We start from the raw sequence: 26457 nt of genomic DNA, 5'->3' as shown, positions 1-26457 counted from the left end.
CGGTCGCGGCCGGCGTTCCATAGGCCAAGATGCCGCTGGCGTCATCCGGCAAGACCGTCAGGATCGTACGCAGGAGGCTGCGACCGACCGGCCGTGCCCACGCCTTTCCGAGCCCGCTTCCCGGCGTCGGAAGGGGTCACCCCCGCCGCAAGGGGACGCGGACACCGATCCGTAAGCCGTCGGTATCGTGGGCGAAGTTGACCTCCGCCGCCGTCTGGGCGGTCAGGATCTTGTTCAGGAGGCGCGATCCGAATCCCTCACGCGTCGGCAGCGCAGGCGGCGGCCCGTCGTGTTCGTTCCAGGTCCAAGCCAACGCCTGTCCGCCCGGGTCGTCCTCCAGACCCCAAGTCACGACGACGCGTCCGCCCGGATGCCCCAAGGCTCCATGCCGGAGGGCGTTCGTGGTCAACTCGTGCAAGGCCATGCTCACAGGTACAGCGAGCTCGGACGGCAGCCTGAGACTGGGTCCCATGAGCGTCACCCGGCCATCCTCGGAGTACGGGTCGAGTTCGGCCCGTAGCAGCCCCTCGAAGGAGGCGGCCTGGGCCTGGTCCTCGGTGATGAGGGCGTGCGTCCGGGCGAGGGAGACGATCCGCCCGGTGAAGGCGTCGAAGAACTCGGACGGCGACATTGCCGAGCGCAAGGTCGCATTCAGCACGGCCTGGACCGTCGCAAGGGTATTCTTCACTCGGTGGTGCAGTTCGCGCACCATCATCGTCTGGCGGTCCTCGAACGCCCGTCTCTCGGTAACGTCGCGCTGGGCCGACACCCAGTTGGTGATCCGACCGTCCGCGTCCCGGACCGGGGTGATCAGCCACTCCACCCGGTAGGTGGAGCCGTCCTTGCGGTAGTTGAGCGCCTCGCCCTGGAACGCATCGCCAGCCACCAGGGAGCGGCGGGCCGCGTCGAGGGGGCCACGTTCGGTCGCGGGACCTTGCAGGAACCGCGGGGAATGTCCGACGACCTCGTCGAAGCCGTATCCGGAAAGCCGGGAAAAGGCCGGATTCGCATAGACGATCACGGGGCCGGGCTCGTCGAGGTCGGCGGTGGTGATGAGGATGGCTTCCCCGGCTGCCTCGACGGCGGCCCGGAGTAGCCGCAGGTCGACCCCGTCAAGCCTGATATCCCCAAATTGTGACAAGCCTTGCTCCCAACGTACGCTCCGGGGGTAGAAACCGGAACCCGCGGCGGAGCGGGTCAGACGACGAGGATCAAAACTCGCCAGGCGTTTGGCGGTTGCGGCCAGGGTTGCGGGGTGGGGAAACGTCGCGGGCGTTCCCGTCGCTGGACATAGGCGCATCGACGGTCACGCCCGGACTGGGTTCCGGCCGCCCTTCGCCGGAAGTGCACGCTGCCGCGGGCGATGCGGGCAGGATGAAGCTGAAGGTCGTCCCGCGGCCGGGGACACTTCGCACGTCGAGGCGCCCTCCCAGTCGTTCGACGAGATCGCGGCACAGCAACAGTCCCAACCCGCTGCCGCGTTCGCCGGCCGTGCCGTTGGTGGTGACGCGACGGTCAAGTCGGAACAGGTCGGCGACGCGACCGGGTGGCATGCCGAGGCCGCTGTCCGCGACCGAGATCTCGACGCCCTGAGTGACGGGTTTCGCGGTGATCTCGACCGCCCCGCCCGGCAGCGTGAATTTCACCGCGTTGCTGACGAGGTTGCGCAGCACCGTGGCGAGCATGTCGCGTTGGCCGAGGACCTTGAGGCCGCCCGTATCCGTCGAGAGCCTGAGTCCCTTGTCAGCCGCTGCCTCGCCCGTACCCGAGACGACATCGGCGGCGACCCCATCGAGATCCAGAGGACGGAGGGTCACCGCCAGGGTATCCATTTGCACGCTGGCCCAGGAGAACAGGCTCTCCAGCAGGGCGTAGGCCTGCGTCGCCGCCTCGTGGATGCCCTTCGACCTGCGCTCGATGGAGGCGGGATCGCGAGCCGCCACGGCCTTGCCCAGCACCTCGGACAGGCCGAGCAGCGCCTGGAACGGGTTGCGCAGATCGTGGCCGATGATCGAGAACAGCAGCGACTTCTGCCGGTTCAGCGTGTCGAGTTCGAGCGACTTCGCCTCCGCCTCGCGCCGTGCCGTGGCGAGCTCGGCCTGGAAGGCCTGCCTGGCCGCGGCGTAGCGGATCGCGCGGGCCAGGCCGGAGGGCGTGACCTCGGCCTTGTCGAGGTAGTCCAGTGCGCCGGCCCGCATCAGCCGCGTCGCCAGGTCCGGGTCGGCCTCGCCGGTCAGCATCAGGACCGCCCGAGCCTCACCCTCGGCCGCCAGCAGGGTCTTCAGGAGCGCGAACGTGTCGACACCCGGCAAGCGATAGTCGAGCAGGATACAGTCGAACGTATCCTCGGAGGCGAGGCGCTCGCCATCCTCGCCGCCGGCCGCCTCGGTCAGGGTGTGGGCGAGGCCGGACTTGGCGAGAGCCCGCCGCACGGCCGCGCGGTCGACCGCGTCGTCGTCGATCAGCAGGATGCGGGTCGGGTTCGTCACGATGGGGACTATGCAGGAAACTCGACCACCTTCCAGTAGTGCTCCAGCAGCGCCACCGCTTCCATGAAGGTGTTGGCCGGGTCGCGCTTGACGATGTACCCGGCGACGTTGTGGCCGTAGGCTCGCATTCGGTCCTCGTCGGCCTTCGACGTGGTGATCATGAACACCACCGCCGAGCGCAGGTCCTCGTCGGCGCGGACCGCCTCCAGGAACTCGATGCCGTTCATGCGCGGCATGTTCAAGTCAAGCAGGATCAGGTGCGGTTTGGGCAGGCGCTCGCGCCCGTTCTCACCGCGCAGGATCTCCAGGGCCTCGATGCCGTCGCGGGCGACGGTGATCGGGTTGCCGATCTTGCTTTTCTTGAAGGCGCGCTTGAGCCCCTGGACGTCGACCTCGTCGTCGTCGACCAGCAGGATGTTAACCGTCGAGCCCATCCGCCTGTCCCTTCCGGCCGTCGCGCGGCCATGTAAAGTGCGCCGCCAGCCCGCGTCCGTCGGGCCCGTCGAAAAGCCAGACCTTGCCGCCCAGCCGGTCGACGAGCTTGCGCACGATGGCCAGCCCCATGCCGCTGCCCTCGACCTCGTCGCGGGGCTTGAGCGTCTGGAACATGCCGAAGACGCGCTCGCGGAACTGCTCGGGGATGCCCGGCCCGTCGTCGGTCACAACGAACTCGAACGCGTCCCCCGCCGGCCTCGCCGCGACCGAGATATGACCCTCGGCCGGCCGGTCGTGGTGCTTGATGGCGTTGCCGATCAGGTTCTGCAAGGCTTGGGTCAGTGGGGCCCGGGCCGCCTGTAACGTCGGCAGGGACGCATCGGCCGTAATGGCGAAGCCTGCGGGCGGGCTGACCAGCACGGCGAGTTCCTCGACGAGCGCCTTCGTGTCGAGCGTGTCCATCGTCGCGTCGGCCCGTCCCGCCCTGGAATAGGCCAGGAGGTCGTCGAGCAGGCTGTCGAGCCGCCGCACCCGGCTCTTGAGCAACTCCATGTTGGTCTGGACGTCGCCGGTCAGCGAGCCTTCGAGATCCTCCTCGATCCATCCGACGAGGTTCTCGATGCCGCGCAGCGGCGCCTTGAGGTCGTGGGAGGCGACGTAGGCGAACTGCTCCAGCTCCTCGTTGGATCGGCGCAGGTCGGTGGCGTGACGGGCGAGCCGGCGTTCCAGGCCTTTGCGCTCGGTGATGTCGGTGTTGGTCCCGAACCAGCGCAGGATGGCGCCGTCCGGCCCGCGATGGGGCTGCGCCAGCGACAGGAACCAGCGGTATTCGCCGTCGGCGCCGCGAAGCGGGAAGGTATCCTTCCATGGCTCGCCGGTGCGGAAAGCCTCGCTGATGCGTTCCACGACGCGCTCGACGTGGTCGGGGTGGTGGACGTCGCGCCAGCCCCAACCTCGCATCTGTTCGAGGGTGGTGCCGGTGTAGTCGTACCAGCGACGATTGTACCAGATGATCTCGCCGCTCGGCTCGGCGACCCAGGCCATCTGGGGCAGCGCGTCGGCGAGGGCGCGGAAGTCGTCGCTGGTCAGGTTCGCGGCTCGCTCCAAGCGAACGCCCCCCTCGATTTCGATGACCGCCAGGGTCGGGATGAATGGTGAGATGCAGACTTAAATGTGAAGCGGGCCGCCGTCATCGTGACGCTGCGCCAGGCGGCGGCCGGGGAAATGTGTTGGCGTATGCCGCATGACCGAGCACGTCGTAGATGCCCGGAAACGCGCGAGCTGCGAAACTCCAGGGGACGCGCATTCCTTAGAGATGCCGGCGGGAATGGGCGAGTATCCGTCGCCAGCGGCCATGAGGCGATGCGTCCGGTATCGGGACCCCATCGACGTGGCAATTGTTTTGAACGTGGCGGCCAGGTTCGAAGACGCCAAGCGGGGCATTTGTGGATGAAGGCGGAGAACGACGAGTTGCGTCGCCGGCTGATGGCGGCGGAGGCGGAGATCGAACGGCTGCGGCGGCGGAACGAAGGGTACGTGCACGCGCCGGCCGGTGGGGAAAGGACTTCGGCGGCAGGAGCCGACCTGCTGTTCACGGCGGCGGAGAAGACCCGCATGCCGCAGATCATCACGGACCCCAACCTGCCCGACAACCCTATCGTCTTCGCCAACCGCGCCTTCCAGGAACTCTGCGGTTATGGAGCGGAGGACCTGATCGGACGCAACTGCCGCTTCCTCCAGGGGCCGGACACGGACCCTGCCGACGTCGCCAAGGTCCGTGACGCCATCGCGGCACGTCGTGACGTGGTCGTCGAGATCGTGAACTACCACCGCGACGGCGCGCCCTTCCGCAACGAACTGTACGTCAGCCCCGTCTTCGACCTGGCCGGGGGGCTACGGTACTTCTTCGCGAGCCAGCTCGACGTCACGCGCTTCCGCACCGAGGAAGGCCGGCTCGCCGAGAGCGAGGCCCGCTACCGGACCCTGTTCGAGGCCGTAGACGCCGGCTTCTGCATCGTCGAGATGCGCTACGACGCGGCTGGCCGCGCCGTCGATTACCGCTTCGTCGAGGTCAACCCCGCGTTCGAGAGCCACACCGGGCTCCGGGACGTTGCCGGACGCTGGGTCAGCGAGGTGATCCCCGGCCTGGAGCAGTCGTGGAAGGACGCCTACGGCGAGGTCGCCTTGACCGGCCGTCCGACGCGCTTCGAGAGCGGCGCGGTGGCGATGGGCCGGTGGTTCGACGTCCACGCCCTGCGTATCGGTGAGCCGGCCCGGCGCCGCGTAGCCATCCTGTTCAACGACATCACCGAGCGGCGCGAGGCCGAGCGGATCTTGGAGAACACCGCCCGCGACCGGACGGACGAGCGCGACATGGTCTGGCGCACCAGCCGCGACCTGTTCCTGGTCTGCGGTTTCGACGGCCGGTACCGCACGGTGAACCCGGCCTGGACCGAGATGCTCGGTTGGTCCGAGGGCGAACTCGTCGGCGCAACGTTCGACGCGTTCATCCATCCCGAGGACCTCGCCTCCGTGCAGGCGGTGTTCGGGGACCTCGTGAACGGCATCGTGCTCGACAACCTCGACGTACGCATGCGGACGCGCGAGGGCGGTTTCCGCTGGCTGTCCTGGTACGCGATCCCGCGCGGCGACCATTTCTACGCGGCCGGCCGGGACGTCACCGAGCGCAAGGCCCTGGAGGAGCAGCTCCGCCAGTCCCAGAAGCTTGAGGCGGTCGGGCAGTTGACCGGGGGCGTCGCGCACGACTTCAACAACTTGCTGACTGTCATCAAATCGTCGACCGACCTCCTCAAGCGTCCGAACCTCGCGGAGGTGCGCCGAGCCCGCTACGTCGACGCCATCTCGGACACCGTCGACCGGGCCGCCAGGCTGACGGGCCAGTTGCTCGCCTTCGCCCGGCGCCAGGCGCTCCGACCGGAGGTGTTCGACGTCGGCCGTGGCGTCGCCGCCGTCACCGACATGGTGCGCACGCTTACCGGCTCGCGCATCCATGTCGAGACGCTCGTCGAACCGTTCCACGACGCCGGGGGCCGGGAGATCCCTTGCCTCATCGATGCCGATCCGAGCCAGTTCGACACGGCCCTGGTCAACATGGTCGTCAACGCGCGGGACGCGATGTCCGGAGAAGGCCGGATCACGATCCGTGTACGGTCCGTCGACCAGGTGCCCATCGTCCGGGGTCACCCCGCCCACCGTGGGGACTTCGTCGCTGTCTCCGTGTCGGACACCGGCACCGGGATCGCCCCGGACGTGCTCGACCGCATCTTCGAGCCGTTCTTCACCACCAAGGGCGTCGGCCAGGGCACGGGCCTGGGACTGTCCCAGGTGTTCGGGTTCGCCAAACAATCCGGCGGCGAGGTCGTCGCCGAGAGCCGCCTCGGCGAGGGGACCGACTTCACCATGTACCTTCCGCGCGCCACCGCCGTCGCGGTCGCCGACAGGGAGGTCGAAGAGCTCGCGCCGTTGGCCGATGGGCATGGGACCTGCGTCCTGCTCGTGGAAGACAACCCGGAGGTCGGCGCCTTTGCGGCACAGGCCTTGGAGGAACTCGGCTACCGTACGGTTTGGGCGACGGACTCCGAGAGGGCCTTGCTCGAACTTGAACGCATCCCGTACCGGTTCGAGGTGGTCTTCTCCGACGTGGTGATGCCCGGGATGAACGGGGTCGACCTCGCCTGCGAGATCCGGCGACGGCAACCGGGCCTGCCGGTGGTACTGGCCTCCGGCTACAGCGACGTGCTGGCGGTGCAGGGGACCCACGGGTTCGAGTTGCTGAGGAAGCCCTACTCGGTCGAGGACCTGTCGCGCGTCCTCCGGAGGGCCGTGGGGCGAGCCGTCCCGCGCATGGGCTAGCGGCGCGGTCGCCGGCACCCACGGAAGACTTCCCCGGGCGCGCGCGTCCGACGTTTCACGCCGCCCTACGATCCCGGTGGCTGACGAAACGGTTAGGGTGGGCTATTCAGGCGACGATACGAGACGACCGTCGATGAATACCCATCCGCTTCCGACCATCGTCGATGACGCCGGCCGCCTCGGCGCCCTACTGAGCTATGCCATTCTCGACACCCCGGCCGAGTAGGGCTTCGACGACATCGTCCAGTTGGCCTGCAACCTCTGCCAGGTCCCTGTGTCCCTCGTCAGCCTGGTGGCCGGCGACCGGCAGTGGTTCAAGGCGCGTGCCGGGTTCCCGCATTGCGAGACAGACCTGAACAGCTCGGTCTGCGCCCATGCCTTGGTTCAGCCCGACGCCGTCCTGGTCATCCCCGACCTGACGGCGGATGCGCGCACCCGCGACAATCCGCTAGTGACGGGCGAGCCGTTCATCCGGTTCTACGCCGGCGCACCGCTGGTCACACCTGACGGCCATGTCCTGGGCAGCCTGTGCGTCATCGACAAGGTGAGCCGGCCCGGAGGGCTGACCGCAGCCCAGACCGAGAACCTGAAGGCGTTGGCGCGCCAGGTCGTCACCCAGCTTGAGCTCCGCCGGGCGGTGGCGAGCCGCGACGCCGCACGGGCCGAGGAACAGCGCGCCTACCAGGTCCGCGAGGCGCTGCGCGAGGCGCAAGCACGGATCGCGGTCGCCGGTGGCGACCTCGACGCGGTGCTGCGGGCCGTCGTCGCCGGCGCGATGTCGGCGGTGCCGGCGGCGGAGGGCGGCGTGATCGAGCTCCTCGACGGCGACCACCTCGAATACCGCGCCGTCCTCGGCACCCTGGTGGCACACAAGGGCCAGCGCATCACGGTGTCGACCAGCGCGGCGGGTCACTGCGCCCTGTCACGCGAGCCGTACCTTATGAAGGACGCGAGCAGCGACCCGCACGTCGGCCGCGACCTCGTCAGGACGCTCGGGCTGGGCTCGGCGGTGTTAGCGCCGATCCTGGGCGGCGACGGCGTGCTGAGCGTGCTCAAGCTAATCGGCGAAAGCTGACACGTTCACGGCGGGCGACCTCGACATCGTGGGCCTGTTCACCAGCGCGGCGACCGCCGGGCTGACCGAGGCGTCGGCCTGGGCCGAGACCCGCGACAAGGACGACTATTGGCGCGGTCTGTTCGACCACCTGAGCGAGGGGTTCGTGGTCGGCGAGGTCGTCAGGGACGCGGGCGGGCGGGTGACCGACTGGACCTACGTCGAGGTCAATCCGGCCTGGGGCGACCTTCCCGGCATCGATCCGACGACGGTGGTCGGCTGGTCCGTGCGCGAAGTCATCCCGGACATCGAGGACGCGTGGGTCGACGAGTTCGCCGAGGTGGTCGAGACCGGCGTCGTGGCCAACTTCACCCGGCGCATCGACACGATCAGCTGTTGGTACGAGGGCCGCGCGTTCAGGCTCGACGCGAACCGCTTCGGGGTGATCTTCCTGGAGGTCACCCAGCGCGTCGAGGCCGAGGCCCGCCGCTCCGCGCTCCTGACCCTCGGCGACCGCCTGCGCGACCTGACGTCCACGGCGGACATGACCCGTGCCGCCGCCGAGATCGTCGGTCGGACGCTGGGCGCGACCCGTGCCGGGTTCGGCCGGATCGAGGGCGACGTCGAGGCCATCGAGATCAATCCGGACTGGACCGCCCCGGGCATCGCGAGCATCGCCGGGCGGCACCGCTTCGACGACTACGGCGACCTCCGCGGCTCGCTCCGACGCGGCGAACCGCTCGTGATTCATGACGTCGCCACCGACCCGCGCACGCGGGACGACCCGGGTCCAATGAAGGCCATCGCCATCGGAGCCCTGGTCAACATGCCGGTGCGCGAGCGAGGGCGCACGGTGGCGGCGTTCATCGTCCACGACGTCGAGCCGCGGACCTGGACGGGTGAGGAACTCGCCTTCCTGCGCAACGTCGCCGACCGGCTTGAGGTCGGCGTCGCCCGGGTGCGGGCGGAGGAACTCCAGGCGGTGTTGAACACCGAGCTCGCCCACCGGCTCAAGAACACTCTGACCGTCGTGCAGTCCATTGCCACGTAGACCCTGCGGGGGGTGACCGAGCGCGAGCCGGTCGTGGCGTTCGAGCGCCGCGTCCTGGCGCTGTCGCGCGCCCATGACGTGCTCATGCAGAAGAGTTGGGCGGCGGCCCGGATGCGGTCGGTCATGGAGAGCGTGCTCGGCATGCAGGCCGACCTCGACCGCTTCGCCCTGGACGGTCCCGACATGGACATCAGTCCGCAGGCGGCCCTGTCGCTGACGCTGCTGCTGCACGAGCTCGCGACCAACGCGCTCAAGTACGGGTCGCTGTCGGCGAGGGCGGGCAGCGTGCGCATCGCTTGGCGAACCCAGCAGGGCAAGGCGCCGACGCTCGTGCTCGACTGGACCAAGACCGGTGGCCCGAGCGTCACGGCGCCCGACGGTCGTGGCGGGTTCGGTTCGAAGCTTATCGCATGGGTTTGGCGGGAACCCGCAACGCGGACCTTGAGTATGGTCAGACCGGGTTGCGCGCCGAGTTCCGCGCGCCCCTGACCGACATCCAGATCCATGTGCATTGAATCCCGATGACCGAGACTCGACGTCCCGAACACATCCTGGTCCTCGTCGTCGAGGACGACCCGATCCTGATGCTGTCGTTGGTCGATTTCGTAGAGAACGCCGGCTGCGAGGCCATTGAGGCCGATAGCGTCGCCGAGGCCATCCGCATCCTTGAGACGCGCCCCGACATCCGGACGGTGTTCACCGACCTCGACATGCGCGGGTCGACCGCCGGCATGCAGCTCGCCCTGTCGATCCGCGACCGCTGGCCGCCCATCGAGTTGCTGATGGTGTCGTCGCAGCCCTGGGACGCCTCGCAGATCCCCGAACGCGGCATCGTCCTGGGCAAGCCGTTCGATCGCCGCAGGATCGTGGCGGCCATCCAGAAGTTCGCGGCTTAATCCAGCCCCGCGAGCCTGGGGGATTCCAGTACCGGCCCATCAGACCCGCGATGGTTCCCCCGCCTCGACCGTTTCCGCAGCGTCGGTTTGACGGTTATCGAGCTTGCGCAGCTCGGTGGCGATGTCCTGTAGGCTGGTGTCGCCCTTCCGCATGATCCGGTCGGCCTCGGACAGCCGGTCGCGTTCCGCTGCCGTAATGGCTCGGGCGCTCAGTACCACCACGGGGACCTCGGCGCAGCCTGGCAGGCCCCGGAGCCGGTCTAGGAACGAGAACCCGTCCATCACCGGCATGGTCAGGTCGAGCAGCACCAGGCGCGGCACGCCGTGTCGGACCTGGTCGAGCGCTTCGCAGCCGTTCCCGGCTTCGTGTACGGTCCAGCCGTTGCGCTCCAGCACGGTGCGAAGGCGGTGACGCATGTCGGCGTCGTCGTCGACCACGAGCACGTCGCCGTCCGCCGCCCGGAACTGGTCCAGGATCGTGCGCAGTCGCGTCCAGTCCACCGGCTTGGGCACGGCCTCGACTGCGCCAAGCGAGGCGCTCAGCGCCGCATCGGCGACGAAGCTGACCATCACCACGGGGATGCCGGCGGTCTTCGGATCGGCCTTTAGGGCGGCGAGCACCGACCAGCCGTCCATCTCGGGCATCATCACGTCGAGGGGGATTGCACGTGGCTTGAGCGACCGGGCGAGGTCGAGGCCTGTTCGTCCGTCGCCGGCCGTGCGCACGGCGAAGCGTTGGCGTTCGAGGAACTGGGTCATCAGCTCGCGCTGATTGGCCTCGTCGTCGATGACCAGCACGAGGTCGCCGACCGTCACCTGGTTCTTGGGTGCCGCCGGTGCCGCCTCGACGGCCTGCTCGGGCGCCACCGCCGGGACGCGCAGGGTGAAGCTCGTCCCCTCGCCCTCGACGCTGTCGACCGTGATGTCGCCGCCGAGCAACTGGGCGAAGGCACGGCTCAGCGCCAGTCCGAGTCCGGTGCCGCCATAATTGCGGGTGGTGCTCTCATCGGCCTGCGTGAAGCGCTCGAACAGGCGCCCGACCTGTTCCGCGTTCATGCCGATGCCGGTGTCCTGCACCGTGAACCGGAGCCAGTCGCCGGCCACGTTGACCTCCCGGGCCGCCGTCAGCGTGATGGTGCCGCCCTCGGTGAACTTGGCGGCGTTCGAGAGCAGGTTGAACACGCACTGGCGCAGCTTGGTCGCGTCCGTGCGCGCCCGGCCGACATCCCCGGCGACGTCCAGCGCCAGGACATTGCCCTTCTTGGCCACCAGAGCCTCCACGGTACCGGCGGCGTCCGTGACGAAGCCGGCGACGTCGATGTCCTCGGGGTAGAGTTCCATCTTCTCGGCCTCGACCTTGGATAGGTCGAGCACGTCGTTGATCAGCCCGAGCAGGTGCTGCGCGTTCGACTTGATCTTGCCGAGGTCCTTGAGCAGGCTGTCCTGTCCGAGCTCCTCCGCCTCCTCCTCCAGCATCTCGGAGTAGCCGATCACCGCGGACAGCGGGGTGCGCAGCTCATGGCTCATGTTGGCGAGGAAACGACTCTTGGCCCGGCTATGCTCCTCGGCGGCGTCCCGGGCCTCCTTGAGGGCGACCTCTGACGCGTGGCGTTCGGTGATGTCCTCGTGGACGCCGACCCATTCCCGGATCGTGCCGTCGGCGTCGCGCACCGGCACCGCGCGGACCACGTACCGCCGCCATTCGCCGTGGGCGGTGCGCACGCGACGCTCGACCGTGTACGGGGTCCCGGCGCGTAGGGCGTCGCCCCAGGTGGCCACCGTCGCCGGAAGGTCCTCGGGATGGATCGCCTTCGCCCAGCCGGCGCCCATGTACTGTTCCGGGACGTGCCCGGTGATGCCGGCCCAACCCGCCTGCTCCTCGACGAAATGTCCGGCGGCGTCGGTGGTCCACATGATTCCGTTGACGGCCCGAACGGCGGATCGGAAGCGCGCCTCGCTGACGTGCAGGCGCCGCTGCACCCGGCGCTGGTCGAGCGAGGAGGCCATCATCGCCAGGAACAGGATCAGGAAGGTCACGCCGGCCACCGCCAAGGCGACGTCCCGCTGACCCGTCGCCAGGATGGTCACGTGCGCGGCGTCGGCGCCGGCCTCCTGCGCCGTGAACGTCGCCGCGGCCATCCCGGTGTAGTGCATCCCGGCGACCGCGAGGCCCATCACGCAGGCGGCGGCGAGCTTCTGCCATGGGCGGTTGCGGCGGAAGGTCAGCCACAGGGCGGCGGTCGCGGCGGTGACCGCGATGGCGACCGACACCGCCACGATGGCAGGGTCGTAGGCGAGGTTGCCGGGCACGCGCATCGCCGCCATGCCGGTGTAGTGCATCGCCGCCACGCCAAGGCCCATGAGCGGGCCGGCGACCAGCAGGGACCGCGTGCCTGTGCCCCGGCGCGCCACCCAGGCGAAGGCGGCGGCGGTCACGCCGACGGCGATCAGCAGTGACAGCAGCGTCAGGCCGAGGTCGTAGACGGCGGGCAGCCCCATCTCGAAGGCGAGCATGCCAACGAAGTGCATCGACCAGATGCCCCCGCCCATCGCCACCGCCGCGCCCGCACCCCAGGCCCAGCGCGGTCCGACGTCCGGCCGGCGCACCCGCGCGCCGAGGTCGAGAGCCGCATAGGACGCGAAGACCGCGATTATCAGGGAGAGCGCGACAAGGAGTGGGTTGTATCCGGTGTGGACCATGGCATGTCCGTTGGGGCACGGGGTCCGTAGCACCGAAAGGCAGCGGCCTCGGGGCAATCGCCCATTCGTGAAGCCGACCCTCGATCCGGTGGTCCGGTGATCGTCGAGGCCTTCGCGTCGTTCCCGACCATGCGGACGTTGATCCACCGGCATCGTATCCCGTATCCCACGGCATCCGGGGCGGATGTCCCGGCATCGGATCAAACGCGCCGGACGTAACCCACCGGCCGCGATTGGCATCAGGGGGATTCCATGAGCACCAAGTCCATTCTCGCCGCGGCGGCCCTCGCCCTCGCGCTCCCAGCCGTCGTCCAGGCGCAGGGCCTGGTACGCGGCGCACAGGAGGGTGCCGAGGACGGGCGTGCGGCCGGCGGCCCCATCGGGGCCATAGTCGGTGGCGCCATCGGCGCGGCCACAGGCACCGTCAACGGCATCCTCGGCGTCGACGACCGTCCGCGCTTCCGCACCTACGTCCGCGGCGAGCGCCGCGCGTCCTACGCCTACGACGGCGACGTCCGGGTCGGCACGGTCCTGCCGTCCGCCGGCGTGAGCTACTACGACATCCCGGAGGAGTACGGCGCCCGCGGGCACCGCTACACCGTCGTCAACGGCCGCACCGTCCTGGTCGAGCGCGGCAGCGGCCGCATCGTCGAGGTCATCGACTGAGCGACGCGAGGGAACGCCACGGGCCGACGTGCCCGTGGCGTTCCGAGGCCTGGCCTAAAGCAGGAATCGGAGGCAGGCCGCAAGGGCAGCCGTCGAGGCGAGCGGCAGACCCACCACCGCGACCATGGCCCCGGCCCGCATGCCCCGCGGCTCGTTGTCGTTGTCCGCGAAGCTGGCAAGGGTCAGGTGCCAGCGAGCAATGACGACCTCGGTGTGCATCGCCCCGGACGCGTTCGTCTCGGTCATGGGTCGCTCCCTCGAACGGACCCTCTCATAGCACGGGACGGGTCATCGGTCCGCCACGGCGGCCCCTTCGCGGAACGCGTCCGGACGGCGAGTCCCTCCCTCTCCCCGCGGCATCGAAACATCAGCCTTGAGGCTGAAGCACGAAGTCGTCGGCGACCTCCAGGGTGTGGACGTCGAACCGCGCCAGCAGGGCCGTGCCGAAGCTCGTCGAGATGGCGACGTCCGTCGCATCACGGCCCCTGGCGATGACCACCCGCCCGATCCGTCTGGCGTCGTGGCGCGCGTCGAAGGTATACCAGCGTGGCCCCTCCGGGCCGTCGAGGTAGACCTCGAACCAGGCCGAGAAATCCATCGGGTTCGGATCGACCGGAACCCCGATGTCGCCGAGGTAGCCCGTGCAGTAACGCGCCGGGATGTTCATGCACCGGCACAGGGTGACGGCGAGGTGGGCGAAGTCGCGGCAGACGCCGACCCGTTGGTTGTAGCCGTCGAAGGCCGAGCGCGTGGCGTCGGCGAGTTGGTAGTCGAACCGGATGCGAGCGTGCGCCCAGGTGACGATGGCCTGGACCCGCTCCCAGCCCTCGGGGGCGTTGCCGAACAACGACCAGGCCGTGCCTGCGAGCTTGTCGGTGTCGCAGTAGCACGAGCCGAGCAGGTAGACCAACGCGTCGTCCGGGAGGTCCTGAACCGCGATCTGCCGGGCATCCGGCGCGTAGGCGTCCGGTTCGCCGGTATCGGCGATGAGGAAGTCGGCGGAGACCGTCATCCGCCCGCCGGGGGAGACGAGGCGGACGCAGGTGTTGCCGAACCCGTCCGAGTAGGTCCGCATCGGCACCAGCGGGTCGGCCCGGATCGCGTCCGAGGTCAGTAGGTCATGGGCGCGGGAGGGGTGCACGTTCAATTGGTAGATGATCGGTGTCGGACCGAACGTGTCGTAGCCGATGGTGTATCCGGCCCTGATCCTCATGTTCGTCCCCGCGGTTGGGAGGTCCGCCGTCCCATTCGGTTCGGCGATGTCCGGCGATGCCTGCATGTGCCGTGCCCCGCCCGGGGGAGGCCGGCTCAAAGCGTCAGCAGCAACGCGGAGTACCCGGCCGCCCCGAGCGCGAAGGCCCAGAACCGGCTCTGGCGCTCGCTCGGCACCTCGTCCTTGAGGACGTTGAGGATCACGCCGCCACCGAGGAAGGCCGTCAGGGCGGCGATGGCCGCGTCCGAGACCGCCGTGGCGGCGCCGACGGCAAACCCAGCGAGTACGGCGACGACGAGGACCCAGCGCCCGATCCTGCGGTAGGCGGCCTTGTGGTCCTCGTTCAGGCCGTAGTCGGTGACCACGAAGTGCAGCGCCATGGCCACCGTGAAGAAGGCCAGGGAGGCGGGCCCCGTCGCCTCGCGATGGAGGAGGAGATAGCCGACGAGGCCGTTGTAGAGGCCGAAGGACCCCATGTGGATCCAGAACACCCCGGCCCCGGTGCCGACGTTCACCGAAGCGCCCCGGGCGTCGGTGACAGGGATGCCGGCGCGGCGGGAGCGGTCGACCTTGGCGAGCCGGTCGAGCCCGTAGAACGCCATCAGGCCGGTAAGCGCGATCAGGTAGACGTGGCGCTCCGAGAAGCCGCCGAAGGTGTCCCCGGCCATGCGACCGACGCTGGCCTCGCCACCGGCCAGCTCCGGAAGGAAGTGGACGAACACGTAGGCCACCGCGACCCCGCCCGCGGCGGAGAGCCAGACGCTTCGAGGTGAGCCGTCGAGGAAGCGCAGCGACGGGGTCACGACGTGGACCGCCGCCAGCAGCAGCACGGCGAGTCCTGCCAGAGCCAGGGTGAGGACCGTCATGGGACCGGCACGATCAATCGCGAGAGCACCTCTTACCCCCCGCCGAGGTTCACCACGGGACCCGACAGACCAAGGGCCGTGTTGACCACCGCAAGGTGCATGAGCGCTTGCGGGAAGTTGCCCGCCAGGCATTTCCCCGGGACGTCGTACTCCTCCGAGAGCAACCCAACGTCGTTGGCCACCCCGAGGACACGCTTCAGGTACGCCTCTGCCTTGTCGGGCTTTCCTTGCAGCCGCAGGCAGTCCGCCATCCAAAGCGAGCACGGTAGGAACGCACCCTCGTCTGAATCGCCGCCCTTGGCCCGCGTGCGCCGGATGAACCCGCCCTGGCTCAGATCGCGCTCGATCCGGTCAACTGTCGCCGCCATACGTGGCTCGTCCGCCGCCAGGAAGCCGACCAGGGGCAGCAACAGCAGGCTCGCGTCGACGGCATGACCGCCGTAGCTCTGGGTGAACGTGCCGAGACCCGCGTTCCAGCCGTCGCGATACACCTCGTCGCGTATCCTGGTTCGAAGTGCGTCGAGGCGGGCTAGCCTTTCCCCATCCCCCGGTGCCGGATGTCGCATCGCCCGGTCGACCCCGACCCAAGCCATGACTTTCGAATAGGTGTAGCGGCGTGGCTCGCCCCTGGCCTCCCAGACGCCGGAGCCCCGGCCGGACCAGGTCTGTTCCAGATGGTCGGCGATGCGGCGCTCGACCGCCCTTTGGTGTTCGGTCACGGGTATGCCGACGGAACGGGCCAGGCTCAAGCAATCGAGCACCTCGCCTAGCACGTCGATTTGGTGCTGGGTCGAGGCGGCGTTACCGATCCGTACGGGCCGCGCGTCGCGGTACCCGGGGAGCGCGTCCACGGTCCACTCGTCCAGGTGACGTGACCCGTCGACGCGATACATGATCCGGATCTTGTCGGGCGAGCCTGCGACCGCCCGCAGCAGCCAGTCCCGCCAGCGCGTGGCCTCGTCGCGGAACCCCGCGTTGACGAAGGCCCCAAGGGTAAACGTCGCGTCCCGCAGCCAACAGTAGCGATAGTCCCAGTTCATCGTGCCGGCGGGCGCCTCGGGCAGGCTCGTGGTCGGCGCGGCGATCAGCCCCCCGGTCGGCTCACGTACCAGCGCCTTCAGCGTCAGCAGCGAGCGCTTCACCTGGGCCGGCCAGCGCGTACGGGCGGCGTCGAAGCCGGCTATCCAGGCGCGCCAGTACCGTTCGGTGGCGATCAGCGCCGCATCCGCATCGACCGGGTCCGGTGTCGGCCCGGTGGACGGACCGTAGCCGAGGACGAAGGCGAGGCGCTGGCCAGCCCTCGCCGTGAAGGTACAGCCGACTTCGTCGCCGTGGAGTTCGAGCCCGACGGGCGCGCGCAGGACGACATGGTCCGGCCCGACCATACCGGTGTAGACGCCGTCCTCGACGGCGCCCCACGGCGGGAGCGCCCCGTAGTCGAAGCGCAGGCGAAGATCGAGGTGCATGGGTACGGCGCCGGCAAGCCCTTCGACGATCCGCACCAGGGCGGGATGCCGGCCGCGGACCGGCATGAAGTCGGTCAGCCGGACGACCCCCTCGTCGGTGTGTAGGTCCGTCTCCAGGATGAGGGTATCGTCCCGGTAGCGACGCTCGACGAGGTCGACCTTCGCCCTCGGCGCGATGAGCCAGCGCCCGTTCTCCCGGGTGCCGAGCAGGGCGGAGAGGCAGGCGTCGTCGTCGAACCGGGGCCAGCACAGCCAGTCGACCGAACCGGCGCGGCTGACCAGCGCCGCGGTCTCGCCGTCGCCGATCAGGGCGTAATCTTCGATGGGCAGGCTCATCGTGACTCGTGTTCGGCTTCTGGGATCGTCGGCGACGCCACCCGAATGGGCGGCAGGCCGACGATGTCGTAGGTCGCCGAGGCGATGCCGATGCCGGCCGCGTCGAACGCCGTGAGGATATCCCGGCTCATCGCGTCCTTGGCACCCCGGATCTGGTGCGTGCCGAGGATGAACCGAACCGTCAGTTCGAGCCAGTTGTCGGTGATGCGGTAGAACACCCGCGGTTCCAGGTCGACCGGCTCGACCCCGAAGCGTTCCTGCAGCTTGGCCTTGGCCTCGACGGTCATGGCGTTCGTGTCCAGCGCGTGCCTCCGGGCGGCCTCCAGCATCACCGCCTCGGCCCTGGTCCGGTCCGCCTGGTAGGTTACCGGCACGGCCATCTCCTCCCAGATGAACGGGAAGTCCCGGGTGTAGTTGAACACCGGCTCGGAGAAGATCTGTGCGTTGCTCACCGTCACGATGCGGCCGGTGAACTGCCGGCTGCGCACCCACATCGCCGGCGAGGCCCCCTGGACTGCCGGAGGCTGGCCCATCTCCATGATCGTGGTCTGGATGAAGCCGAGGCGCAGCACGTCGCCGCGCACGCCGCCCATCGAGATGCGGTCGCCGACCGTGAAGGTCGCCCCGCGCAGGATGACGAAGTAGCCGGCCAACGAGGTGATGACCTGCTGCAGGGCGAAGGCGAGGCCGGCCGACAACAATCCGAAGGCGGTCGCCAGGCGCGTCGGATCGTTGAACCAGATGGAGAGCAGGCCGAGGACCAGCAGGACCGCCGCGAGCAGGCTGATGCCCTGGCGCGTCCAGAACTTGGTCTGGAGCGTGGCGTGGTCGGTGCGCGTCAGGACGAGCCCGACCAGGGCGCGCAGCCCGAACCCGCCCCCGAGGACGACGGCGACGAACACCAGCGACAGGACGAGCTTGCGCCCGTTCTCGGCGTTGACGCCGACCCAATCGATTCCGAACAGATGCAAGGGGACGCCCCGGATGGCGGTGTTTGACCCGGCCACCGTGCGGCGGCAGGGCGACGAGGGACGACGTCAGCGGCGGCCGTGGACGAGCAGCGCGAGGCCGTAGCCGACCGCGCCCGCGATCAGCATCGCGACCAGCGGGCTCTCCTCGACCTGGTGGCGGACGGCCCGGGTACCGTCCCGGGCGTAGTCGTCGGCGTGCTCGTACAGGTCGCGGGCGTAGCCTCCGATGTCGCGTGCGGCATCCTCCGCCCGTCCATGGAGGTCCTGCGCGCGACCCTCGACCTGGCGCCGCCGGCCCTCGACCCGGTCACGCTCGCCGCCCGTGACGGCGCCAACCGCGCTCTGGACCTTGCCGCGGATCTCCTTCGCGGTACCGGCGACCCGGTCGCCGTCGATGCCGCCGCGTTCGACCGCACCCCCCACGGCGTCCGTGGCGTCGCTCACTGCGTCCTTGGCCCGCCCGTACAGGTTCTCGACGTTGCCCTTCGCCTCGTTGGCCGCGCCCTTGGCCTGGGTCTCACGGTTGCCTGTCAGTTCCCCGGCCTTACCCTGGATCTTGCCGCCGAGTTCCTTGGCGGCGCCGGTGATGCGGTTCTCGTCCATGTCGTCTCTCCTGTCGTCACGGTGAGGGGTAGATAGGGTGCACCCGATGCCGGCCGGCCTCAGTCGGGCTTCACGGGCGTCGCGGCCGGCGCCGGTGGGGTCGAGAGTTGCTGCCGGGCGTTGGCCAGCTTGGCCTGTGCATCCGCGAGCTCGGCCCGGGCGGAGCGCAGCTTCTCCTCGACGTCCGCCACCTCCTTGTTCCTAGCGGACATCGTCTCCGTCAGCGTCGCGAGCTGGCCCTGCGCGTCGGCCTGCCGCTTCTGCAGCGCCTCCAACGCCGCGGCGGCCGCGTCGCGGTCCGACGTCAGCTTCATGACCGACTGCTCCGCCTGGCCCCGCTCGGCGGTGACGCGGTCCCGCTCGGCCTGCGCCGTCGCAAGATCCTTCCGGGTGCCGTCCAGGGTCTCCCGTGCCTGCGTGGCTTGCTGGGTCATCTGCTCGTTCCCGGCGACGAGCTTTTCGCGGTTCGCGGTCAGGCTGGCGACCGCCTGCTCCAGGTCGCCGCGCTGCTTGATCGCCTGCTCGGTCGCGGTCCGGGCATCCGCGAGTTCCTTCTGTGCCGCGGCCGCCCCTTCGCGGGCCTTCTGCTGACGCTCCTCGGCCTTGGCGAGGTCGGCGGTCTTTCCGTTGGCCTCCTGCGCCATGGCGGCGATGTCGGCACGCAGCCTGGCTTCCTGCTGCCGGGCGTCCTCGAGCCGGCGCCCGACGTCGGCGAGTTCCTGGGTTCGGGCGGTGGCAGTCTTCTCCGCTGCGGTGGTCGCGTCGCGCAGGGGGGCGAGCTTCCGTTCCGCCTCCGTCACCTGGGTCTGGAGGTCTAACAGGCGCTTCGTCTCCGCATCGGACGCCGCCTTCGCCTCGCCGGCCTTCCGTTCGGCCGCCTCCCGCTCCTCGGCGAGGCCGGCCGCCTTCGCCTTGGCCTCCTCGCCGGCCTGGGTGGCTTGCTTCACCTCGGTCTCGGACGTGGCGATCCTAGCCTGCAGCGCCGTGAGGGTGCCGGCGGTGGACCGCTGTTGGTCGAGGTCCGTCTGCAGGGCCGTCCGCTGGCCCTCCAACTCGCCGATGCGGTGGTCCCTGGCGCCGCGTTGCCTGGCGCCGGCGATCGAGGCCACGACCAGCCAGAGCAGCAGCACGGCGGCGATTACCGCCAGGCTGAACGGGAGGGGGCGGCGAAGTTCCGAACGGTAGTCGATGGCCATGGCGGTCTCGCGAGCTTGGGGGGCGTAGGGTCAGGTCGAGGCGGCGGCCTCGCCCGGGGTCGGCTCCGCGCCAGCGGCACCAGGTTCGGGACCACGGTCGGTTGTGCCCGACCCGGCATGGGCCGTCCCGACCAGGGAACCGATCATCGTCAGCAAGGTGCGGTGCTCCGGCGATCCACTGCCGGAGGCGAGGAAGGTCGTAAGCTCGATGCGCGACCGCGATCCGCCCGACGGCCCGTTCGGCTCGTGGAACACAAACACGTCAGCCGCATCTTCGCCCTGGCAGAGGAACCACCGGTCGTCGTTGCCGCTGGCATAAATCTGCGTTCGCATGGTCGGCATCGGCGGGTCCCTCCGGTGGTGGCGCTAGAATTCGGTCGGCTTGATGCCGGCTTTCTCAAGGCGCTGTTCGAGCTCGGCCGGAAGGGCCTGCACCGCCTGCCGCACGGGCATTTGCACCACGGGGTCGAGGGCGCGCATCGTCGAGTACAATCCGGCCGCGGTGGCCCCGCCCAGCAGCGGGGCGAGCACGAACAGCCAGAGCTGCCCCACCGCGTCCCATCCGGCGAACAGGGCTGGCCCGATGCTGCGGGCCGGGTTGACCGAGGTGTTGGTCACCGGGATCGAGACGAGGTGGATCACGGTCAGCACGACCCCGATGGCGAGCCCGGCGAAGCCCACCGGCGCCTTCAGGTCAGTCGCCCCGAGGATGGTGAGGACGAGGAGCGCCGTCAGCACGAACTCGACGATGAACGCCGCCGCCCTGTTGTAGTGGCCCGGCGAGCGTGCGTCGTATCCATTCGATGCGAAGCCCGAGGCGAGGTCGAAGCCCGGATGCCCCTGCGCGACGACGTAGAGGACGTAGGCCGCGACGACCGCGCCGAGGACCTGGGCGGCCATGTAGCCGGGTAGGCGCGCCGTATCGAACTTGCGGCTCAGGGTGAGGCCCAGCGTGACCGCGGGATTGAGGTGGCAGCCCGAGATCGGACCCAGCGCGTAGATCATCGCCATCAGGACGAAGCCGAACGACAGGGCGACCCCGGCATAGCCGATGTGGTCGGCTGCCAGGACGGCGCTGCCGCAGCCGCAGAACACCAGGACGAAGGTGCCAATGAACTCGGCGAGGTAGGGACGCATCAGCGGTGGTCCTTGGGGGCAGAGGTGACCGCCGCCGCGGCGTACCGGTCGGGATCGCGCACGGCGCGGTAGGTCGCCGGCTCACGCGGCTTCTTACCGTTGAGCAGCATCACGGTACCGAGGCACATCAGCAGTACCGGCACCGGGTTGCGTCGGACCGCCTCCAAGGCGCCGTCGTAGAGGCCGGCCCCGGTCGCGTCGCGCCGGACGGTGCCGAGCATGTCATCGGCGATGCCGGTGGGGGTGAGACGCTGGGTGAGCCTGTCCAAGGTTTGGTCGAGGCGGTCGCGGCTCGCCTCGATCTCCCGCTCCAAGGCATCTGCGTCACTCGTCATGCGTCACGTGCTCCTTGATGACGACGGCATCGTGCCGAAGCTGTCGGCCCGTCCGGGTCGGGACGAGTCCGTCGACTGTGAACCGGCTCTTGGCCATCAGTGCCAGGACGAGGCCGATGACAAGGAAGGCGGTGCCGACGATCAGGGCGGCGAGCGCCTCCGAGCCGACGACGGTGGCAAGCCACTTCACCAGGGCGTCGACCAAGACCAGGAAGCCGACGACGGCGAACACGGCTGCGCCGGCCATCGCCGCGAGGCCGACGATCAGGCGGCGCAGGTTGTCCGCCATCTCCTGGCGGAACAGGGCGATCTCGCCCCGCAGGACATCGCCGGCACCCCGGAGGGCCTCGGCCATCAGGCCCTGGAGCCCGCCGGACGGCGGGGTTGGGGGAACGGCGCTCACGGATACCCGCCCCAGTCCCGCCTGGGCTCACCCGGGGACTTGAGGGCATCGCCGTTTCCGGACCGTAGGACATGGAAGGTGCCATACCCAAGCGCGCCGACCACCAGGGCCGTCGCCAGCGGGTTGCCTCGCGCCACCGCCTCGGCATCGCGGAAGAGTTCGCGCAAGCCACGGCGTGCGACGTGCTTCGAGAGCGCGTCGAGGTTGTCGGCGACCGTCTGGACGAACGGCTTCGCCCGCGCCCGTTTGTCGAGCTCGGCGCCGTTCGAACGCAGTGCCTTAGCGATCTCGGACAGAAAGCCGGCCGCCTCGGTCCTGCGCCGGTTGGCATAGCCGCTGGCTTGGTCGCGCACGGCATCGGCTAAGCCGGACGGCGAGCGTGCCGCCTGCAACGGGCCGTCGGAGGCCGGTGATGGTCCCGCAGGTCGGGTGGGATCGTTCATGATGCTGCTCCGGACCTGCGGGATGATGTTGGAACGGGGGCCGGACCTAGCGGCGGCCGTGGACGACCATCGCGAGCAGGTAGCCGAGCGCACCGGCCATCGCCGCCATCATCAGCGGGGACTCCTTGGCGTAGCTCGTCACCGTGTCGGCCCCCTGGCGGTAGGCCCGCTCGGCGTCGGGGAAGGCGTCACGACCCTGCTTCAGGGCGTTCTGTGCGAGATCGCCGGCCTGGTCGGCCGCGTCGCGCACGGCGTCCTTGGCCTGGCCGTACAGGTTCTCGACGTTGCCCTTGGCCTCGTTGGCGGTCCCCTTGGCCTGGGTCTCGCGGTCGCCGGTCACGTCGCCGACGGCGCCCTGGACCTTGCCGCCGAATTCCTTCGCGGCGCCGGTGATGCGGTTCTCGTCCATGGGTGTTCTCCTGAATGGGGCCGGACGCGCGGGATGCGCGTCCGGCGGTCGGGTTGGGTCGGTTACTTCTTGGCGCTCTTGCCGTGGGCCTTGGTCGAGCTCTCGTGCGCCTTCTCGGAGTGGCCGTGGGCCTCCTTGGAGTGCTTGGCGGCCTTCTCCTCGTCGCCCTTCTCGTGATGCTCGGCGGCGGTCTTGTGCGACTTGGCGGCGGCCTCGTGGTGCTTGGCGGCCTCGTCGTGCGCAGTCTTGGCCATGGTGGTGTTCCTCGTGCGGCACCGTCACGGTGCTCGTTGCGGTCGTGTCGACCGGCGCGTCCGGACGGGACGGATCCCGACCGGCGTGCGGGGTGTCATCAGGCGCACCGCCTTAGAGGGCGGGCAGCCTGCCGTCGGGGGTGTAGCGGTCCACCGCCGAGGGAAGCTCCCGGGAGAGCCTGGAAAGCAGTTCGTCGTGCGACAGCCCGGTCTGCCGGGACAGGGCGTCCATGACGTCGGGACCGATGGCCTGGCGCAGCTGGGGCGGGGCGATCTCGTGGTTGGGACCGTGGTTCACCCAGGAGTCCGCCGCTGCGCCATGTCCGTTCTGACGGAAGCTCTCGACCAGCTGACCCAGGCCCCCGCCGAGCACGTTGCCGACGCCGGCCCCGCCGAGCGCACCGCCGATGTTGCCGAGCAGGCCCCCGAGGCCGGCCTGGCCGGGCGCGGCTGCGGACCCAGTTTGGGACGCGGGGTGACCGCCGCCGAGCATCTCGGCGATCTTGTCCTTGTTCTGGAACCCAGCCACGGCAAGCAGGCCGAGCAGGGCGGTCATGGAGGGAAAGCCGTCACTCATGTTCGTTCTCCCGTTTGGGTGTGCGACGTACGGGTTCCGGGCGGCTCAGGACCTCGAACCGGTTCCCTTGGACGCCTTGTATTCGTCGGTGGCGGTCCGGCAGCCGGGCGAGAGCTTGCCCATGTTCCTGCGGAAGCACGCCACCACCTCCGGCCCCTTCGGGTCCATGCCGTTGCAAAGGCTGAGATAGTCCCCGGAGCAGAACGTACGAAGATGGTTCGTGGCGGCATCGTCGCCCTGAGCATTGGCGGAGCCGGCCGCCATGACGAAGGAGAGGGCAAGGATGCGGATCATGGGGCGGAGGCCGTGCTCGATGCTTGCCTGGAGGTTCGTGCGTTGGCCGGGAGGAGGCCGCGGGCTCCCTCCCGACCCGGCGCTCAGACCGGCTTGCGCGGGGCGGTCCCGGTGGTGGTGCCGGCCGTGCCAGTACGCTCGACGTTGCCGCGCTCGTCGGCGACCTCGACCTCAGTGTGGCGCACCTTGTCAGTCACGGTCTCGACGCGCTGGGTCGCGTCCCTGCGGATACCGACCTCGCCGACGACGCGCGCCTCCTTCGAGACCACCGCCTGCTCGCGCATCTCGGTCGCCTCAATGACCTTGTCCTCGAACAGGGCCATGTCGTCCGGCGTCACGGCCCGGTCGACCACGCGGCGGTCGACGTGCACGGTCTCGTCGTGCAGCGTGACGTTCTCGCTCACGTCCTTCTCGACCGCGTAGGAGCGGACCCGCACCCGGCCACTGTCGACCATGCGCTTGCCGACGTTGAGGCGCTCCTCGACCACTGGGATATAGTCGGTGCCCTGCGCGGTCCCCCGTGGCGCGGCGGTCTCGGTGGAACCCGCCGCACGCAGACCCGTCGTGGCGGTCGTCGATGCGGGAGCAACGGCCGCGACCGGCGCGCCTGCGGCCTGTCCGGTCCAGCCCTCCTTACGCCAGGACGCCTCGCGCTCGTCCATGTCGACCGAGCCGTGCTCCTCCAGGATGTCGTAGGTCCGCTCCGCGTACCCGTCCTCGACGGTCGCGGTCAGCATGGTGCCGCCCCGGTTCAGTCCCTCGGCGTGCAAATGGCGGTCCTCCTCCGGCATGAAGAACTCCTTCAGCGAGCCCCACATGCCGCCCTCTTGGGTCGTGGCGGCGCCGGTCGTGGTGCCGGTCTCGTTGCCGGACAAGATCCGGACGCCGACCTCGGGGATGCCGATGGCCACGAGTTTGGCCTTCGCGGCTGTTGCGTCCGTGTAGGTGTCGTACATGGCGGTGATGGACTGGGTCATGGTTCGATCTCCGGTGGGGGTGCAGGGGACACGGCCGTGACGTGCCCCTCGGGGGACACGCGTTCGATCACGGCGTGTTGTCTGCGCAGCGTCACCGGCATCTCGACGTCTTCGCCCGCCGTGGTCTGGCGGACATGCACCTCTTCCCGCAGGATGAGGCGCTTCTCGACGACGAGGATCTCTTCCAGGACCGGGATGATCGTCACCCCGTCCTCCTCGCGGACCACCGGGGGCACTTCGCCCTCGGCCAGGGTCCGGTTGATCGCCACCCGGGTGACCCCGACCATGTCGCTGCGAAGGTTCTCGCGCAGGACCTCGTCGACGGTCTCGGTTCGGGTCGAGACCCGCACCCGCCCGGTCTCCACCGCCCGCTTGTCGATGCGGACGGTCTCGGCGATCAGCGGGAGGACCGCCTCCTCGCCGACGGCGACCTCCGCCGCCTGCTTGTCCCGCGTCCCGAAGGGAAGCGGCTCGGTGGCGGCGGGGTCGCCCACGATCAGACCCGGCGCTGGGTCGTGACGGCGGGTGCGGTGCGGGTGAGCACCGGGTCGACCGCCGCGCCACGGCCGGCGAAGAAGGCGGCAAGTGCACCGAGGATCAAAGCCAGGGCGCCGTAGAGCGCCCCCTGCGAGCCGACGCGCGCGGCGGTGTCGGCCGCCTGCTTGGCCTGCTCCTTGGTCTTGGCGACCGTGTCGTTGAACTGCTGCACGTACTGAGCGACCTGGGTCCGGGCCTGATCGACCGGGATGCCCTGCGCCTTTGAAAGCGCTTGGGCCGCCTTCTCCTGCGCATCCTTCTGCTGGGCGGCGTCACCGGTCACCGCGGCGCGCATGGCGCTGACCGCGGCGTTCTTGAGGGCCTCCGGGTCGTTGCCGGTCGTGCCGCGAACCTGGCTCTCGATGTTCGAGAACGGGTTGTCCATGCCCGGCAGCGACGGGGCCGCGGCCTGCGCGGCGGTCTTCACCGAGCCGCCGATCAGATTGCCGGCGCCGCCGAGCGTGCTCGACACCGCGCTCGACGCGCCGCTGACGATGCCACCGACCGCTGAGGACAGCAGATACACGATGACCAGGGTCGAGACCGCCCAGGCGATCAGCCCGTGATAGGCGGTGGTTGTGTTGGTCGGCTTGCCCGACAGGCGCCCGGCGAGCCAGCCGCCGGCGGCGGATGCGAGGATGCCGGAGATCACGAACCAGATCCCGGCGCCCGAGGACAGGCTGCCAGCCGTCGGGGTACCGTTGCCGGCCGGGTCGACGGTCGAGAGCCCGATGCCGAGCCCGACCATGTTCAGGATGACCTGGGCGACCAGCGCGATTACCGCGCCGGCGATGACGGCACCCCAAGAGATGGAGTGCAGTGCCATCGTGCGCATGTCCTCGGCCGGGGTGGCGAGGCTGGTGGTCGGCAGGTCGCGGTCGTAGGCCGCGCGGGTGGTGTCGGTCGATAACGCCATGATCGGTACACTCCGGTCTGTGTGGTTCGGATGCTTTTCGGCTAAAGCGGAAGCAGTTTGGCCGGGCTCAGAACGCCCCACGGCGCCTCATCAGGGCGTGGTAGATGACCAGCACGATGACAGCGCCGACGACGGCGACGAGCAGGCTGTAGAGGTTCACCCCGGACACCCCGGGCTGACCGAACTGATTGAACAGGAAGCCGCCGACGACCGCGCCGACGACCCCGCGCAGGATGTCGACGAGCAGCCCCTGGCCGGTGTTGTTGACGATCTTGCTGCCGATGAAGCCGGCGATCAGGCCGAGCACGATCCAGGCGAGGAGGGACATGGTTGGCTTCCGTGTGTGGGCATGCGCTAAGG

At 69.5% G+C, this 26457-nt stretch carries 31 protein-coding genes; 6 read left to right on the top strand and 25 right to left on the bottom strand.

Annotated features, from left to right (window positions below; all coding sequences use genetic code 11):
- Positions 1-136 precede the first annotated feature (136 nt).
- The 4 genes from BLQ49_RS04805 to BLQ49_RS04790 form a co-directional block, all read right to left on the bottom strand.
- A complete protein-coding gene (locus tag BLQ49_RS04805) occupies positions 137-1141 on the bottom strand; it encodes an HWE histidine kinase domain-containing protein (RefSeq protein WP_244507431.1) in 1005 nt (334 codons plus the stop codon).
- A 70-nt stretch (positions 1142-1211) separates the two neighbouring features.
- On the bottom strand, positions 1212-2489 hold the full coding sequence (locus BLQ49_RS04800; RefSeq protein WP_091713736.1) for a hybrid sensor histidine kinase/response regulator: 1278 nt from the start codon (positions 2487-2489) through the stop codon (positions 1212-1214).
- 8 nt (positions 2490-2497) lie between these two features.
- On the bottom strand, positions 2498-2923 hold the full coding sequence (locus tag BLQ49_RS04795) for a response regulator (RefSeq protein WP_043759363.1): 426 nt from the start codon (positions 2921-2923) through the stop codon (positions 2498-2500).
- A complete protein-coding gene (locus BLQ49_RS04790) occupies positions 2907-4031 on the bottom strand; it encodes a sensor histidine kinase (RefSeq protein WP_091713734.1) in 1125 nt (374 codons plus the stop codon). The genes BLQ49_RS04795 and BLQ49_RS04790 overlap by 17 nt, the downstream gene beginning before the upstream one ends.
- Positions 4032-4373: 342 nt before the next feature.
- Between BLQ49_RS04790 and BLQ49_RS04785 the strand changes: the two genes are divergently transcribed.
- From BLQ49_RS04785 to BLQ49_RS04765, 5 genes are all read left to right on the top strand, one after another.
- Complete coding sequence (locus BLQ49_RS04785) at positions 4374-6797, top strand: PAS domain S-box protein (protein WP_091713732.1); 2424 nt, start codon at positions 4374-4376, stop codon at positions 6795-6797.
- 238 nt (positions 6798-7035) lie between these two features.
- Positions 7036-7872, top strand: a complete 837-nt coding sequence (locus tag BLQ49_RS30730) for a GAF domain-containing protein (protein WP_342028155.1) — start codon at positions 7036-7038, stop codon at positions 7870-7872.
- Positions 7873-7900: 28 nt separating this feature from the next.
- Positions 7901-8902, top strand: coding sequence for a GAF domain-containing protein (locus tag BLQ49_RS04775; RefSeq protein WP_091713730.1), 1002 nt, complete (start codon positions 7901-7903; stop codon positions 8900-8902).
- 12 nt (positions 8903-8914) lie between these two features.
- Positions 8915-9391 (top strand): HWE histidine kinase domain-containing protein, encoded by a 477-nt coding sequence (locus BLQ49_RS04770; protein ID WP_167627628.1) that lies wholly within the window; start codon positions 8915-8917, stop codon positions 9389-9391.
- Positions 9392-9423: 32 nt separating this feature from the next.
- A complete protein-coding gene (locus BLQ49_RS04765) occupies positions 9424-9798 on the top strand; it encodes a response regulator (RefSeq protein ID WP_091713727.1) in 375 nt (124 codons plus the stop codon).
- A gap of 39 nt (positions 9799-9837) precedes the next feature.
- Here the strand turns inward: BLQ49_RS04765 and BLQ49_RS04760 are convergent, their stop codons facing one another.
- Positions 9838-12498: an MHYT domain-containing protein gene (locus BLQ49_RS04760; protein ID WP_091713725.1), complete on the bottom strand. Its 2661-nt coding sequence runs from the start codon at positions 12496-12498 to the stop codon at positions 9838-9840.
- 252 nt (positions 12499-12750) lie between these two features.
- Between BLQ49_RS04760 and BLQ49_RS04755 the strand changes: the two genes are divergently transcribed.
- The gene (locus BLQ49_RS04755; RefSeq protein WP_091713723.1) at positions 12751-13164 is read left to right on the top strand and encodes a DUF1236 domain-containing protein; all 414 of its coding nucleotides are present in this window, start codon (positions 12751-12753) and stop codon (positions 13162-13164) included.
- A 54-nt stretch (positions 13165-13218) separates the two neighbouring features.
- On the opposite strand, the gene BLQ49_RS04750 is transcribed toward BLQ49_RS04755, so the two are convergent.
- From BLQ49_RS04750 to BLQ49_RS04655, 20 genes are all read right to left on the bottom strand, one after another.
- Positions 13219-13410, bottom strand: coding sequence for a hypothetical protein (locus BLQ49_RS04750; protein WP_091713721.1), 192 nt, complete (start codon positions 13408-13410; stop codon positions 13219-13221).
- Positions 13411-13531: 121 nt separating this feature from the next.
- Positions 13532-14377: a transglutaminase-like domain-containing protein gene (locus BLQ49_RS04745; RefSeq protein ID WP_091713917.1), complete on the bottom strand. Its 846-nt coding sequence runs from the start codon at positions 14375-14377 to the stop codon at positions 13532-13534.
- A gap of 95 nt (positions 14378-14472) precedes the next feature.
- Positions 14473-15243 carry a hypothetical protein gene (locus tag BLQ49_RS04740; RefSeq protein WP_091713719.1) on the bottom strand — a complete coding sequence of 257 codons (771 nt, stop codon included), beginning with the start codon at positions 15241-15243 and terminating at the stop codon, positions 14473-14475.
- 32 nt (positions 15244-15275) lie between these two features.
- A complete protein-coding gene (locus tag BLQ49_RS04735; protein ID WP_091713717.1) occupies positions 15276-17045 on the bottom strand; it encodes a glycoside hydrolase family 15 protein in 1770 nt (589 codons plus the stop codon).
- A complete protein-coding gene (locus tag BLQ49_RS04730; RefSeq protein WP_208859006.1) occupies positions 17042-18016 on the bottom strand; it encodes a mechanosensitive ion channel family protein in 975 nt (324 codons plus the stop codon). The genes BLQ49_RS04735 and BLQ49_RS04730 overlap by 4 nt, the downstream gene beginning before the upstream one ends.
- A gap of 66 nt (positions 18017-18082) precedes the next feature.
- Positions 18083-18619: a CsbD family protein gene (locus BLQ49_RS04725; RefSeq protein ID WP_091713713.1), complete on the bottom strand. Its 537-nt coding sequence runs from the start codon at positions 18617-18619 to the stop codon at positions 18083-18085.
- 59 nt (positions 18620-18678) lie between these two features.
- Positions 18679-19815, bottom strand: coding sequence for a coiled-coil domain-containing protein (locus BLQ49_RS04720; protein ID WP_091713711.1), 1137 nt, complete (start codon positions 19813-19815; stop codon positions 18679-18681).
- A gap of 30 nt (positions 19816-19845) precedes the next feature.
- Positions 19846-20148: a hypothetical protein gene (locus BLQ49_RS04715; protein WP_244507430.1), complete on the bottom strand. Its 303-nt coding sequence runs from the start codon at positions 20146-20148 to the stop codon at positions 19846-19848.
- A 33-nt stretch (positions 20149-20181) separates the two neighbouring features.
- Entirely contained in the window at positions 20182-20952 is a 771-nt protein-coding gene (gene aqpZ / locus BLQ49_RS04710; RefSeq protein ID WP_091713707.1) for an aquaporin Z, read from the bottom strand.
- Positions 20952-21287 carry a DUF3618 domain-containing protein gene (locus BLQ49_RS04705; protein WP_091713705.1) on the bottom strand — a complete coding sequence of 112 codons (336 nt, stop codon included), beginning with the start codon at positions 21285-21287 and terminating at the stop codon, positions 20952-20954. The genes aqpZ and BLQ49_RS04705 overlap by 1 nt, the downstream gene beginning before the upstream one ends.
- Positions 21277-21690, bottom strand: a complete 414-nt coding sequence (locus BLQ49_RS04700; RefSeq protein WP_244507429.1) for a phage holin family protein — start codon at positions 21688-21690, stop codon at positions 21277-21279. Before BLQ49_RS04700 ends, BLQ49_RS04705 begins: the two co-directional genes overlap by 11 nt.
- Positions 21687-22133: a hypothetical protein gene (locus tag BLQ49_RS04695; protein ID WP_143012204.1), complete on the bottom strand. Its 447-nt coding sequence runs from the start codon at positions 22131-22133 to the stop codon at positions 21687-21689. Before BLQ49_RS04695 ends, BLQ49_RS04700 begins: the two co-directional genes overlap by 4 nt.
- Positions 22134-22179: 46 nt before the next feature.
- On the bottom strand, positions 22180-22542 hold the full coding sequence (locus tag BLQ49_RS04690) for a CsbD family protein (protein ID WP_091713698.1): 363 nt from the start codon (positions 22540-22542) through the stop codon (positions 22180-22182).
- A gap of 62 nt (positions 22543-22604) precedes the next feature.
- A complete protein-coding gene (locus BLQ49_RS04685) occupies positions 22605-22796 on the bottom strand; it encodes a hypothetical protein (protein WP_091713696.1) in 192 nt (63 codons plus the stop codon).
- Positions 22797-22908: 112 nt separating this feature from the next.
- The gene (locus BLQ49_RS04680; protein ID WP_091713695.1) at positions 22909-23373 is read right to left on the bottom strand and encodes a YidB family protein; all 465 of its coding nucleotides are present in this window, start codon (positions 23371-23373) and stop codon (positions 22909-22911) included.
- A gap of 45 nt (positions 23374-23418) precedes the next feature.
- A complete protein-coding gene (locus BLQ49_RS04675) occupies positions 23419-23667 on the bottom strand; it encodes a hypothetical protein (RefSeq protein ID WP_091713693.1) in 249 nt (82 codons plus the stop codon).
- An 83-nt stretch (positions 23668-23750) separates the two neighbouring features.
- Positions 23751-24644, bottom strand: coding sequence for a YsnF/AvaK domain-containing protein (locus tag BLQ49_RS04670; RefSeq protein ID WP_091713691.1), 894 nt, complete (start codon positions 24642-24644; stop codon positions 23751-23753).
- The gene (locus BLQ49_RS04665) at positions 24641-25138 is read right to left on the bottom strand and encodes a YsnF/AvaK domain-containing protein (RefSeq protein WP_244507428.1); all 498 of its coding nucleotides are present in this window, start codon (positions 25136-25138) and stop codon (positions 24641-24643) included. Before BLQ49_RS04665 ends, BLQ49_RS04670 begins: the two co-directional genes overlap by 4 nt.
- Positions 25139-25140: 2 nt before the next feature.
- A complete protein-coding gene (locus BLQ49_RS04660; protein ID WP_091713688.1) occupies positions 25141-26097 on the bottom strand; it encodes a hemophore-related protein in 957 nt (318 codons plus the stop codon).
- A gap of 67 nt (positions 26098-26164) precedes the next feature.
- Positions 26165-26425, bottom strand: a complete 261-nt coding sequence (locus BLQ49_RS04655; protein WP_091713687.1) for a GlsB/YeaQ/YmgE family stress response membrane protein — start codon at positions 26423-26425, stop codon at positions 26165-26167.
- Between the last annotated feature and the right edge of the window lie 32 nt (positions 26426-26457).

Origin of the sequence: Methylobacterium phyllostachyos (assembly GCF_900103445.1) — a bacterium.
Classification (GTDB): domain Bacteria; phylum Pseudomonadota; class Alphaproteobacteria; order Rhizobiales; family Beijerinckiaceae; genus Methylobacterium; species Methylobacterium phyllostachyos.
The sequence above is the reverse complement of the archived record's forward strand: the minus strand, read 5'-3'. Positions and strand labels throughout refer to the sequence as shown.